Origin of the sequence: Methylomonas fluvii, from assembly GCF_014850975.1 — a bacterium.
GTDB lineage: Bacteria > Pseudomonadota > Gammaproteobacteria > Methylococcales > Methylomonadaceae > Methylomonas > Methylomonas fluvii.
On the sequence record NZ_JACXST010000003.1, the window covers coordinates 128,216 to 141,762 of the forward strand.

10 protein-coding genes are annotated in these 13,547 nt (G+C 53.8%); 4 read left to right on the plus strand and 6 right to left on the minus strand.

What is annotated here, in order from left to right; all coding sequences use genetic code 11:
• Positions 1 to 5: 5 nt before the first annotated feature.
• Genes EBB_RS18105 through EBB_RS18120 form a run of 4 tightly spaced genes read right to left on the minus strand, consistent with a single transcriptional unit; the run spans position 6 to position 5,756 of the window.
• Positions 6 to 452 carry a hypothetical protein gene (locus tag EBB_RS18105; RefSeq protein WP_192396468.1) on the minus strand — a complete coding sequence of 149 codons (447 nt, stop codon included), beginning with the start codon at positions 450 to 452 and terminating at the stop codon, positions 6 to 8.
• A complete protein-coding gene (rbbA, locus tag EBB_RS18110) occupies positions 452 to 3,199 on the minus strand; it encodes a ribosome-associated ATPase/putative transporter RbbA (protein ID WP_192395168.1) in 2,748 nt (915 codons plus the stop codon). The genes EBB_RS18105 and rbbA overlap by 1 nt, the downstream gene beginning before the upstream one ends.
• On the minus strand, positions 3,196 to 4,326 hold the full coding sequence (locus tag EBB_RS18115; RefSeq protein WP_223146868.1) for an HlyD family secretion protein: 1,131 nt from the start codon (positions 4,324 to 4,326) through the stop codon (positions 3,196 to 3,198). Before EBB_RS18115 ends, rbbA begins: the two co-directional genes overlap by 4 nt.
• Positions 4,326 to 5,756 (minus strand): efflux transporter outer membrane subunit, encoded by a 1,431-nt coding sequence (locus tag EBB_RS18120; RefSeq protein ID WP_192395169.1) that lies wholly within the window; start codon positions 5,754 to 5,756, stop codon positions 4,326 to 4,328. Before EBB_RS18120 ends, EBB_RS18115 begins: the two co-directional genes overlap by 1 nt.
• A gap of 310 nt (positions 5,757 to 6,066) precedes the next feature.
• On the opposite strand from EBB_RS18120, the gene EBB_RS18125 reads away from it, so the two are divergent.
• Positions 6,067 to 6,435 carry a DUF4870 family protein gene (locus EBB_RS18125; RefSeq protein ID WP_192395170.1) on the plus strand — a complete coding sequence of 123 codons (369 nt, stop codon included), beginning with the start codon at positions 6,067 to 6,069 and terminating at the stop codon, positions 6,433 to 6,435.
• 60 nt (positions 6,436 to 6,495) lie between these two features.
• On the opposite strand, the gene EBB_RS18130 is transcribed toward EBB_RS18125, so the two are convergent.
• On the minus strand, positions 6,496 to 7,206 hold the full coding sequence (locus EBB_RS18130; RefSeq protein ID WP_192395171.1) for a Crp/Fnr family transcriptional regulator: 711 nt from the start codon (positions 7,204 to 7,206) through the stop codon (positions 6,496 to 6,498).
• Between the two features lie 422 nt (positions 7,207 to 7,628).
• Here EBB_RS18130 and EBB_RS18135 point away from each other — a divergent pair, with 422 nt between their 5' ends.
• Complete coding sequence (locus EBB_RS18135; protein ID WP_192395172.1) at positions 7,629 to 7,979, plus strand: hypothetical protein; 351 nt, start codon at positions 7,629 to 7,631, stop codon at positions 7,977 to 7,979.
• A 199-nt stretch (positions 7,980 to 8,178) separates the two neighbouring features.
• Positions 8,179 to 10,383 carry a putative bifunctional diguanylate cyclase/phosphodiesterase gene (locus EBB_RS18140; protein ID WP_192395173.1) on the plus strand — a complete coding sequence of 735 codons (2,205 nt, stop codon included), beginning with the start codon at positions 8,179 to 8,181 and terminating at the stop codon, positions 10,381 to 10,383.
• Between the two features lie 80 nt (positions 10,384 to 10,463).
• Here the strand turns inward: EBB_RS18140 and EBB_RS18145 are convergent, their stop codons facing one another.
• Entirely contained in the window at positions 10,464 to 11,195 is a 732-nt protein-coding gene (locus EBB_RS18145; protein WP_192395174.1) for a Crp/Fnr family transcriptional regulator, read from the minus strand.
• Positions 11,196 to 11,585: 390 nt separating this feature from the next.
• On the opposite strand from EBB_RS18145, the gene shc reads away from it, so the two are divergent.
• A complete protein-coding gene (gene shc / locus EBB_RS18150) occupies positions 11,586 to 13,547 on the plus strand; it encodes a squalene--hopene cyclase (protein WP_192395175.1) in 1,962 nt (653 codons plus the stop codon).

Consider the following 13,547-nt stretch of genomic DNA (forward strand, 5'->3'; position numbering starts at 1 on the left):
TGTTACTAGATCTTCTGACTTTTAGCGAAGTCCGCATGAATTACCGTTCGCCCTGAGCTTGTCGAAGGGCGCTCCCAGTAAGGTTTCCACAGGCTCAGCCCGAATGGAGTGCCGGTAATAAATGGGGCTTGAACAATAAGCGTGGATTTTGTGTCGCTGTCGCGACGGCTATTTATATGTCGGGTCTCGGCCCGACAGCCGAGATACTTTCTTTTGTTTGGCCAAAAGAAAGTATCCAAAGAAAAGGCCACCCGGATTTCCGCCTTAATCCTGCGCTTCTCGCTTTTGGCGAGGGTTTTCGGAAGGGCCATCCTTGGCCCTCCGAAAACGTGCGGCATCCTTGCCGCACCCCTGGCGGGCCATTCTCGCCAAAAGCTGTGATGCTCGGGGCGGAATAACGGGAGATAAACCACGCCCCACACCTTCGGTTGTGAGAATTGAGTAAAACTCATCATCGTTCCTGCTTCTTCAACAGCACCACACTCAGTCCAACAATCACCGGTATTGCCAACGCCAAAGGCCATAGCGATGGGCCCAGTTCGGCGAAACCCAGTGCTTTGGAAAATGTGCCGCGGCATATGGTCAGGAAGTAGGCGCCGGGGAAGGTTTCGCCCATTATTCGGGCGCCGCCTTCCAGTGAGGACACCGGATCTATCATTCCAGAGAAGCGGGTGGAGGGGATAAAGGTGGTCAAAAAGGTGGCGAAGATGGCGGCGATTTGGCTGTTGGTGAAGGTGGATATCAAAAGACCAATGCCGGTTGAAGCCGTGACATAGAGCAGGGCGGCGACCGTCAAAGTCAGAAAATTGCCTTTGAACGGCACGCCAAATACAAAGATGGCCAAGATAGACAGCAACAGAAAATTCAGCATACCGACCGCTATGTAGGGCAACTGCTTGCCGACCAGAAACTCAAATTTGGTCACTGGGGTGACGTATAAATTTAGTATCGACCCCAGTTCTTTCTCTCTCACCACGCTGAGGGCGCTGAGCATGGCCGGGATCAGCATCAATAAAATCGGGATTACCGCCGGCACCATGGCCGGCAAGCTTTTGACGTCGGCGTTGTAACGAAAACGGGTTTCTATTTTCATCAAGCCGGCGGGTTGCTGGGTGGTGCTGCGGCTACGGGCCATTTCCAGCAGCCAACCCTGATGCATGGCTTGCACATAGCCGATGACGTTTTCTGCCCGGGTCGGCATGGCGCCATCTATCCAGGCACCGATCTTGACCTGATCGCCGCGTTCCAAATCGCGGGCGAAGTTGGGCGGTATTTCCAAAGCCAGGCTAAGTTCGCCGCTGCGCATGCGCTGATCCAGTTCGGCATAATCGGCTAGCGGCGGCCTGGGCAGAAAATAACGTGAGCCGCCCAAATCCAGCGCGTAATTGTTACTCAGCGTGGTTTGGTCGCGGTCCAGTACCGCAAAGCGCAAGTCCTCCACATCCATGGTAATGCCGTAACCGAAAGTAAACATCAAAAACAAAGTACCGACCAAGGCAATCGAGGCGCGAATCGGGTCGCGGCGTAACTCCAAGGCTTCACGCAACGTATAACTGTATAGACGGGTCAAACTAAAGCCGGCAGCGGCTTGTGCAGCTTGAGTTTGCGGCGACACCACCACCGCTGTGTCGCTAGATTCCTCGGCGTCGTCCTCACTGCCGCTAGCTTTTTGCAAATAGCCAATAAAGGCTTCCTCAAGCGTGGCGTGGCCGCTATCTTTCACCAAGGCCGCTGGCGTATCGCTGGCCAGCACCTTGCCGGCGTGCATCAGTGAGATGCGGTCGCAACGCGCGGCTTCGTTCATGAAGTGGGTGGAAATAAAAATGGTGACCTGGTCGTGGCGCGACAGTTCTATCATCAGCTCCCAGAAGCGGTCGCGCTCGATAGGATCGACACCGGAAGTCGGCTCATCGAGAATTAACAGATCAGGTCGATGGATCATGGCTACCGCCAGCGACAGGCGTTGCCTGATGCCTAGCGGCAGCGCGTCAGGTAAGGTATCCAAAACCGCATCGAGCTGGAAGCGCTGGGCCATTTCGGCAACTCGTCCTAGAATTTCCGCCGCCGGCAAGTGAAACAACTTGGCGTGCAATTCCAGGTTTTGCCGGACCGTCAGCTCGGAATACAGCGAGAAAGCTTGCGACATATAACCGACCCGTTTGCGGGTGGCCAGATTGCCGGCGTCTACCACCTGTCCGAACAATAATGCCGTTCCTGAGCTTGGTTGCAATAAGCCGGTGAGCATTTTCATAGTGGTGGATTTGCCGCAGCCGTTGGAACCCAGAAACCCGAAAATCTCACCGCGGGCTATGCGCAGCCTGACATTGTCCACCGCCAGAAATTCGCCAAAGCGCATGCTTAAATCATGGGCTTCGATTGCGATATCGTCGTCATTGCTCTGCCTAGGCGGAATCACGATGGCATGGTGGCCGCGGCGTTTGGCTTCCGGTAGCAATAGAATAAAGGCTTCTTCCAGACTATCGGCGTTCGCTTGCGCGCGCAGTTCGGCGGCGGTGCCGGTCGCCAGAATCTTGCCGGCATCCATCGCCACCAGCCAATCAAAGCGCTCGGCTTCGTCCATGTAAGCCGTAGAAACCAGTACGCTCATTCCGGTGCGGCGCTTACGCAGGCGGGCGATCAGCTCCCAAAATTGGGCTCGGGATAAAGGATCAACGCCGGTCGTGGGTTCGTCTAGCACCAACAGATCGGGGTCGTGGATCAAGGCGCAGCACAAACCCAGTTTTTGTTTCATGCCGCCGGACAATTGCCCGGCAGGGCGATCGCGGAAGGACTCGAGGTTGGTGCTTTTCAGTAATTCGGCTATGCGTTGTTCGCGCTCGGCTGGCTGTTGGCCGAACAACCTGCCGAAGAAATCGACGTTTTCGAACACCGACAAGGTCAGATAAAGATTTTTGCCCAGCCCTTGCGGCATATAGGCTATGCGCGGACATACCGCGCGTCGATGTGCGGCATCGGCCATGTCGCCGCCTAACACCTCGATCTTGCCTTGTTGTATTCTCCGCGCGCCGGTCAGCAAGGACATCAGGCTGGACTTGCCGACGCCGTCCGGGCCGATCAAGCCCAGCATTTGATTGGCCGGCAAATCCAGATTCAGATCATCCAAAGCCAACTGTTCGCCGTAGCGCAAACTCAGATTTTGTATGCTCACCACCGGCGTGGCAGCGGTTGAGGTATTCATTGCGGCAGTTTGATAGCCAGATTGGCCGGCCACTCGGCTTTTGGGTCTATCTTCACATAGGCCATGCCGGGCACACCGGTTTTGACTTGATTGAGATGGCGTTTCAGCAATTCCGGATCGAGTCTGGCGCGCACTCGAAACATCAGTTTCAGGCGTTCGGTTTCGGTCTCCACCGTTTTGGGGGTGAACTGGGCGACGCTGGCGACAAAACTCGCTGTGGCCGGAATCACCAAGTCCGGCACCGCATCCAGCACCAGCCGGATCTCACTCCCTAAGGCGACTTTGCCGGCCGCTTCGGTAGGCAGAAAAAAGGTCATATACACGTCGGCGAGATCGACCATGTTCAACACCCGGCCACCAGCCGCCAATACTTCGCCGGACTCGGCGACACGGTATTGGATGCGACCGTCGCGCGGGGCTTTCAATACGCTGTCTTCAATATCGGCTTGTAAACGGCTAACGGTCGCCTGGGCGGCCTCGATTAGGGTTTGCGACGCCACCGCCTGCGATTTCGCCGCTTCGATACCGGCACCTGCCGCAGCGACCTGAGCCTTCGCGGCATTGATTGCCGCCTGCATGCCCAGCACCCGCGCCCGGTCGTCATCGACTTCCTGTTGCGGGGTGGCGCCTTCGCCGACCAAGCGTTGTGAACGTTTTAAGCGTTTATTGGCGGCATCGAATTCGGCTTGGCGCTGCGCAACCACCGCCAGTGCAGCGTTATGTTCGCTTTGGCGCTGCACGATCACTGCTTTGGCAGTAATGCGGGCGCTTTCGGCGTGGCGGACCTGAGCTTCGGCTTCGGTGTTTTGCGCCTGCAATACTTGGGTGTCCATTTGCGCCAGCACCGTTCCGGACTGCACGAAATCGCCTTCATGCGGCAATATCTCGATAATACGGCCGGCGGTCTTGGTGGCTATATCGATCTCCGTTGCTTCGATGCGGCCGTTGCCGGTAGCGATGGCCTCTGGCAGCGGGGCAGGGCGCAACCACCACCAAATCAGTAATGCTATGGCCAGTAACACCAGGCCTGGCAGGAAGAACTTTCGTATGGATAGTGCCGGTTTTGCAGGAACCGGTTGTTGTGTTGTTGCAGTTTCCGGTTTGGCCGGTTCCTTTGCGCTGGCCATTATGGCTCCTGAGAATTCTGTGATTGCATACTGCTATTTTCCGGGCCACCACCCAGTGTTTTATAAACAGCAATCAGATGGGTGGAAGTGTCTGCTTCTGAGCGGGCCAGCTCGATTTCGGCAGCATAAAGGCTGCGTTGCGAATCCAGCACGTCCAAAAACGAGATGACGCCTTCCTGGTAACGCAATTGCGACAACCTCAACGATTCGCGCAGGTCCAGCGTGGAACTGGCTAGCAACTGTCGGCGCTGCTCTTCATTCAAATATCTACTCAACACCGTTTCGGTTTCGCGTAGCGCATCCAGCACGGTTTTTTCATAGTTCAGATAGGCTTCCTGTTGCCGAGCGTCGGCCAGATCGATACCGGCGCGAACCCGGCCGAAATTGAGCAAAGGTTGCAACAGATTGGCGGCGGTGCCGTAAGAGAAAGCTGCGGATTTGAATAAGGATTCCAGGTCGGTGTTGCGTAGGCCCAGAAAGGCGGACAAGGAAATTTTCGGAAACATTTCGGCGACGGCCGCGCCTTGCAGCGCGGTAGCGGCGGCTAGCTTGCGTTCGGCGATTTCCAAATCCGGCCGATTGCGCAGGGTCGCTGCCGGCGAGGTCAATAAGCCTAGGCCAGCTGCCTGCGGTACCGCTCCCAGCTGGCTTAACTCAAGCGCCAGCGTGCCGGGATGCGCACCAATCAGTAGTTCCAGTTGCCGCAGCAAGCCGGTGAGCTTGGCTTGCAAGGCCGGAATTTGCGCCATCGTGGTTTCGGTCAGCGCGCGGGCTCGTACCACTTCGTGGCGGGCCACCACGCCTTCGTTGAACAATTTTTCGGTGAGTGACAGGGTGGCTTGCTGGGTTTGCAGATTAGAACTGGTGATGCGCAGTTGATTTTGCGTGCTGCGGTATTCGACATAACTGCGGGCCAGCTCAGCACTCAGTGAGACCAGCGCTTGCCGATAACTGGCGTTTGCAACATCAAGATCGGCCAAAGCCGTTTCCAAGCGCCGTTGTTGGCGACCGAACAAATCTATTTCCCACAAGGCGTCGAAACCCAGCTCGAACATGTTGTAACGCAGGCCGGGTGCCAACGCCGGCAATGGGTTTTCCTGGCGTTGCGCACCGGCTTTAATATTCACTGTGGGGAATAACTCGGCTTGTGTGCCGCGCCGCTCGGCGCGGGCCTGGTCTATGCGAGTCAACGCAATTTTTAGATCAAGATTGCCCGCCAAGGCTTTGTCCATCAAGACATTCAAGGCCACATCGTTAAAACGCAGCCACCAGTTTTTTAAGGGCGTCGGGTCTGATGTTGTTATGGCCGGATTGCTGATTTCAGCCTGCCAACTAGCCGGAACATCGTCTATTGGTTCGTGGTAATCCGGACCGACGATACAACCGCCAGCAGCAATCAGGATGATTAGCCATGCGGGCTTACGCCGCATTAGACTCTTGAAACCAATAAGCTGGCTGCTGCCTGAATAACTCAGATTTAGTACGTTCCATGGCACGGTCCTGTATGAATCTTACCCGAGCAGCGTAATGGCTGAGGCATTTCAGGTCTGTGCGTTAGCGTACTTAACTTGAGCCATTTTTTTATTGAACCTATGTGTGGCGGCAATGTTCGATAGCGTACAGATTATTCGTTTTTTTAAGCCTAGAGTCTGGGATAGAGTTTGGCACCGTCTTACAACGCTCCCTAGGATGATCGATTTCCCAAAGCCTGAATGTATTTTCACTAAGAGGTAAGTAGTCATGAACACGATAATTACAAACGAAAAAACCACCGAAGATTTCGCCGCGCTGAAAAAGCTGACCGCAACAGTCTATCTATGCCAAGTATTGACCTTTGCCTTTGCGGGACTGCCTTTACTGGTTGGGGTGGCGATTAATTTTTTCTACCGCAGCAATGTCAAAGGCACTTGGCTGGAATCGCATTTTAATTGGCAGATCAAAACCGTCTGGGTGACGCTGGCAGGCTTTGCCTTGTCCGGTCTGGTGTTGATGCTGGACATACAACTTAGCTTGATTGTGTTGCTCCCGACCTTGCTGTTGCTGATTTACAGAATCGTCATCGGCTGGACCAATTTGACTGCCGAGAAGTCTTTGCAAGATCTGAGTTAATCCATCACAGACGCGCTTGGCCGGCGTCGTCAAATTCGGCGCTGGCTAAGCCCCGCTTCATTAAGTCCCTAAAATACGCTCGTAAGTGTCTCTCTCGGTTCGATAGCATTCGCAAGCAGCGCCTTCCAGGCCGCCACGATCCAGAACCGTAATATCGCCGCGCCGATAGCTGATCAACTTTTGTTCCTGCAAGGAAAGCGCGGCTTTGGTAATGCCGACCCGCCTTACACCTAAGATATAGGCCAGGAAAATATGCGTGACATGGAAGGTATCGGCGTGTGCGCGGTCGTGCGTCATCAGCAGCCAACGCGCCAGGCGCGCTTCCACCAGATGAAAACGATTACAGGCGGCAGTTTGCGCCAGTTGGCTCATCGATACATATAAATAGCGCTTCAATTCCAGCTGCAACGGCCTGCTGCGTTCCAGTTCCTGTAGAAACAATGGCACGCTTATGCGCAGAGCGGAGCCTGCGCCTTGCACCAGCGCTTGAAATGGCGCGATATCGACACCCAATGTCAGAGTAATGCCCAAAATACCTTCATCCCCGATTAAGCCCACTTCCAGACCTATATCACCATCGACCGGCGTTACCAGGGAAATAAAACTATCGATTGGAAAATACACATGCGGAATCTTGGTGCCAGCCAGATAGAGCACTTCCGCGAAGCTCAGATTGACTCGCTCGCAGTGGGCAAGCAAATGCTGGCGGTCACTATCCGGTAGGGCATTCAAGAGGCGATTGGCCGCGGGAACAGCGGGTATGGACGACACTAGCGTTCTCCTGCGGTGTGTTGGGTTAGCCCGACAGAAGATAACAGATGCGAACAGATGAAAATCGCTATGCCGGTGCTGGTCAGAGGCTTTACGCCTGCTGCTTAGGAGGGCAGGTTAGCGGCTCGGGAATTGCCTGTCTGTATGTTAGCGCACGTACTTACGACTTGGCGGGTTCCGGTTCATAAGATTAGTTTTGATTTGTTCTGGCGTATGTGCCCTAGCGTACAGACTTTAGCAAGGCGCTGCCGTAGTCTAATGACAGCTTAGGTGGAATCACCCAGCAACCGGGATGTAGACATTTAATACTAGTTTGGGCGTCGCGGTTTTAGAGCAGGATGCCAGCTCTTGAGCAGCTTTTATTTAAGCAAACGATAGTGGTTATTTTGCACCTTTATAGAATATATACACCGGGTAAATTTATGAAAATCAGACATTTTTTAATGGCATTGCTTTTATCTTTCGGATCATTGGCCGCGCATGCCGCCGGCAGCCCATTGAACGAAAGCTTTACCAATCTGCTCGCGCTATCCAACACAGCCGTGGAAGTAGGCAAAACCGGCGATACCAAAGCCTTTATTGAGAGTGCTACGGTCGCTTGGGAGGCGATGAAAGTTCAAAACGAGAAGGGTAGCTCCATTCGTCTGCAACGGGCTAACGCCAAACTGAAAGCCGCGATAAAAGCCGCTAAAGCCGGCAACTTGCAAGAAGGTATTGCCGAGGTTGAACAAGGCATTGAGGAAATGAAATTGGCCAAGGTTAACGGACAGTAATAAGTCCACTACCCGCCAACGTTTTAGGACGACTGCAAAGCCGGTGATCACCGGCTTTTTTGCGGCTATTGGTTTACCGGGATTCAGTTTAGGGAAAGAAACAAACAGAGCGAGATTTGGATTGATGCTACTATTCAAACGCTAGCCACAAACACCAAAGCTTGGAACTTAAAGCAATGCATAGAATGTCGATCTCGTTATGAATGCTGCCGACTTACGCTACCACGCGGAGCAAAAGCTGGCAGCGCGATCGCCAAAACACCAGAAATCGCCAATCGACGAACAGCGCTTACTGCATGAGTTGCTGGTACATCAGATCGAACTGGAAACAGTCATTGAAAACTTGCGTCACACGCAAGACGAGTTGGCGGCATCACAGGCGCGTTATTTCGATTTATACGATCTGGCCCCGGTCGGCTATCTGACCGTCAGCTCGCGCGACAGCATCCTGGAAGCCAATCTTACCGCCACCCAATTACTGGGTGTGCCGCGCCATGCTTTACTTTCCCAAGCGCTAAGCCGCTACATCGCCTTTGCCGACCAGGATATTTATTATCTGCACCGTAAAGCGCTGATCGAAAGTGCGCAAGCGCAGACCTGTGAACTTAACTTTGTAAAGGCGGACGGTGCCGATTTTTGCGTCAGACTTGAAATGAATCTGGCGATTGCCGCCGATGGCGAGCAGATTCTGCGGATTGTAATCAGCGACATAAGCCGGGAAAAGACCAAGGACCAATATTTACGCCAAGCGGCAGCCATGTTCGAAACCGCTCGCGAAGGGGTGATGGTCACTGATGCCAATATGCGGATTTTAGTGGTCAATCGGGCTTTTACCGAGTTGACAGGTTACGCGGCGGAGGAAGTAATTGGCAAGACACCGAAAACTCTGAAGTCCGGGCGGCAAGACCAGGCTTTTTACGCGGATATGTGGGGCCAGATTAACAATTGCGGTTATTGGCAGGGCGAAATCTGGAATCGGCGCAAGGACGGCGAGATTTATCCACAAATGCTCAGTATCAGTGCGGTACGCGACGAAAATAATCGGGTGACGCATTACGTTGGCGTGTTTTCCGATATATCCCAACTCAAAGATGCAGTTGCCCGTCTGGAGTTTTTGGCTCATCACGATCCTTTAACAAACTTACCCAATCGTTTGTTGCTGTTTGCGCGCCTGGAGCATTGCATTGGCTTGTCGCGCCGCGAACGGAAATCCGCGGCGTTGTTAATGCTGGACCTGGATAGGTTCAAAGACGTTAACGACAGTTTCGGCCATCTGGCCGGTGACGAATTGCTGCAACAAGTGGCGGCAAAATTAAGCTGTCGGCTGCGCGGCATCGATACTGTCACCCGTTTGGGCGGCGACGAATTTGCCATCTTGCTGGAGGATTTAGCGCGTCCGCAAGACGCCGCATTGGTGGCGGCGGAGATTATCGAATCGCTCAACGAACCGTGGCGTTTGTCCAACGGTTCGGAAGTGCGGGTCGGCGTCAGCATAGGCATCAGTTTACTGCCCGAACACGGCAACAGCTCCGAAGAACTTTTGCAACACGCGGACGTGGCCTTGTATCGTGCGAAAGCGGAAGGGCGCGGCAATTTTAAATACTTTTCCGAGGATCTGACCCAAGCGGCCTTGCGCCGCCTCAACCTGGAGTCGTTATTACGGCGGGCGCTACGCCATCAGGAATTGCTGGTTTATTATCAACCGCAAGTGGACATAAGCACGGGCCGCATTATCGGCGCTGAAGCCTTATTGCGTTGGCATCATGCGCAGGAGGGCATGATACCGCCCAGCCAGTTCATCCCGGTGGCCGAGGAAATTGGTCTGATAGCCGACATCGGCGAATGGGTGTTAACGCAAGTGTGCCGGCAAGGCAGGTGTTGGCTAGATGCCGGGTTACCGCCGATCAAACTGGCCGTCAATCTCTCGCCGCATCAGCTGCGGCATGGCGACATAGCCGCCAGTATTGATGCGATACTCAGCCAAACCGGCTTTCCGCCAGAGTTTTTAGAGCTGGAATTAACCGAGAGTGCGTTGATGGAGAGAGAAACAGAGGTGGTGTTAGTCCTTTGTCAGCTGCGGGCTTTGGGCGTGCGGATAGCCATCGACGATTTCGGCACCGGTTATTCTTCGCTGGCTTATCTAAAGCATTTTCCGTTGGATGTTCTGAAAATTGACAAAACCTTTATCGACGACATTCCGCAGCTGGAAGACGATAAGGAAATCGCTTCGGCGATTATCGGCATGGGCCATACCTTGCGTTTGCAAGTGTTGGCGGAAGGCGTGGAAACCCAAGAACAACTGGATTTTTTGCAAGAACATGGCTGCGATTTTTATCAGGGCTATCTGAAAAGTCCGGCACTGCCGGCGTCAGACTTTGCCGCCTTGTTGCGGAGCCAGTTCTAAGGAACCGGTGTTAGGGTCGAATTCCTTCGACCTATAAAGGCGCTTAGTGCGAATATATTTGCACCTGCAAGCCCGCCTTGTTACAAGGCAATTAATTCATCTTCGGGGGGGGGGAGAAGTCTATCCGACTCAGCTCTTACCACCTGGTAGCATTCGCAAACCCGTGCTTCCAAACCCGGTCTGTCCAGCACCGTTATTTTCCCTCTGCTGTAATGGATCAATCCCGCATGTTGCAGTTTCCCGGCAGCCTCGGTAACGCCTTCGCGCCGCACGCCCAGCATGTTGGCGATCAACTCTTGGGTCATGGTCAATTCGTTCGACGGCAGCCGGTCCAGGCTTAACAACAACCATCGACAGAGTTGTTGATCCACTGAATGATGCCGATTGCACACGGCGGTTTGGGCCATTTGTGTGATCAGCGCCTGGGTATAACGCAACAGCAGGTGCAGCATGCCTTCGTAACGGTTGAATTCCTGCATCAACAATTGCCCACGCAAGCGAAAGGCATGGCCGGCACTTTGCACCACGGCGCGGTTGGGCATGCTGCCGCCGCCCATGAACAAGGCCACGCCGATGATACCGTCGTTACCAACCACGGCGATTTCCGCCGATGCACCGTTCTCCATCACATACAGCAAAGAGACGATACAGGTGGTGGGGAAGTAGACGTAACGCAGCTCGCCGCCGGATTCGTAAATCACTTCTCCCAGCGGCATCTCGACGCGTTCCAGGTGCGGTAACAGTCGTTCGTATTCCGCTTCCGGTAACACTTTTAGCAAATGGTTGTATTGCGGGCTATCGAGATCGGTCATCTGTTGCCTAGGTAGTTATCGGACAAATTAGATTGGCTCCTGCAATCGGCGCTAGTGTAAACCTTAATTGTATTTAGAAATGAAATTCCGCTCTGTGCGGTAAGGAACAGAGCAATTGGGCTTTTTGTGCGCAGAGCGCAAACAGGCTTATGTGCGGTAACGTACAGACCTGAATTAACCAGGCTATTACCCTGTCTATTTACGAATCAGGCCAAAGCGATATTTAACCTAAGCCTGCATCGCTATTCACTTTACAGGGCCTCCATGACCATGTGTGCGACTCGCCGCAGCAACGTTCTTCAGTTGCGGCGGTTTTTTTTGAGCGGCTTTTTGCCATATTGGATGCCGCGTGAAATGCCTACCTGCTCAGTGAAATCAGAGAACTAAATCATGCTAATAGAAAACTCGTCACTATCCGGTGCGGATGTCAGCCACGCAAATATGCCTGCTGGTGCTAAACCGGTAAATCTGGATACCGGTATTGCATTAGCCAAGACAGGTTTGCTGGGCTTACAAAACCCGGCCGGCTATTGGGTGTTCGAGTTGGAAGCCGATTGCACCATCCCCGCCGAATACATCCTAATGATGCATTACATGGCCGAGATCGACACGAGCCTGCAAGCCAAGATCGCCAATTTCCTGCGCAGCCAGGCCGGTGCGGACGGCAGTTATCCGCTGTACAAAGGCGGACCTGGCGACCTTAGCTGCACCATTAAAGCCTATTACGCGTTAAAAATGGCCGGCGACGGCATGGACGCGGCACATATGCAAAAAGCTCGCGAATGGATTTTGATGCACGGCGGCGCGGCCAAGGCCAATGTGTTTACCCGCATCATGCTGGCTATGTTTCAACAAATCCCCTGGTGCGGGGTGCCGTTTATTCCGGTGGAAATCATCCTGTTACCCAAATGGTTTCCGTTTCATATCGACAAAGTGTCGTATTGGTCGCGGACTGTGATGGTGCCGCTGTCCATTCTTTGTACCTATCGGGTCAAGGCCCGCAATCCGCACAAGATCGATATTGCCGAGTTGTTTCTGATCCAGGCGGACCAGGAAAAGCATTATTTTTCCCATGTCAAAACGCCGCTCGGTAAAGCTATTTTAGTGTTGGATCGAATTGGCCGACTGCTGGAGCCCATGCTACCCAGCTTTATCCGCCGCAAGGCCACCGCCAGGGCTACGGACTGGTTCATGGCGCGGCTGAACGGTTACGACGGACTGGGGGCAATATTTACCGCGATGGTCAATGCCTATGAGGCGATGGATTATCTGGGCATTCCGCTGGACAATCCCCAACGGCAAATCGCCAGAGCGGCCATCGATAAATTGCTGGTGGTGAAAGACGATACGGCTTATTGCCAGCCATGCGTGTCGCCGATCTGGGATACCGGTTTAGCGGTGCTGGCCTTGCAGGAGGCCGATAGCCAAGAGCACGATCCACAGAGTCTACAAGCCACGCAATCGGCCTTGCGCTGGCTGGCTAACAAACAATTGAGCGATGAGCCGGGCGACTGGCGTGTACAGCGGCCGGACTTGGCCGGCGGCGGTTGGGCATTTCAATTTGGCAACAGTTATTACCCGGATGTGGACGATACTGCCGTGGTAGCTTACGCGATGTTGCAAGCCCAAACGCCAGAGTTTACTGAGAATATCCGGCGCGCCGCAAACTGGATAGCCGGTATGCAATCGCGCAATGGCGGCTATGGCGCTTTCGATGCCGACAACGATCACTATTATTTAAACCAAATTCCGTTTGCCGACCATGGTGCGTTGTTGGACCCGCCAACTGCCGATGTTAGTGCGCGGTGCATCATGCTGTTGGGTAAACTGGATATGCCGCAGTATCGCCCTGTTATCGACCGCTGCCTCGCTTATTTACGTGCCGAACAGGACATCGATGGTTCTTGGTTCGGACGCTGGGGCACCAATTATATTTACGGCACCTGGTCGGTATTGCTGGGTTTTGCCGCAGCAGGCATTCCTGCAAACGACACCAGCGTGCGCCGGGCCGTGACTTGGCTGAAATCCAAGCAACGCGCCGACGGCGGTTGGGGCGAGGGCAATATTGGCTACCATGACTCTAGTATTCGCGGCGAATTCGACTGCAGTACCGCATTTCATACGGCCTTAGCCGTCATGGCTTTGCTGGCCGCTAAGGAAACCGACTGCCCGGAAGTAGCCGACGGCGTGAACTATCTGTTAAAAAATCAACAGGCCGACGGCTTCTGGTACGACGACTGTTTTAACGCGCCGGGTTTTCCGAAGTTTTTTTATCTTAAATACCACGGGTATGACAAGTTCTTCCCGTTGTGGGCATTGGCTCGTTATAGCAATGCGCTGAAATTCCGATAA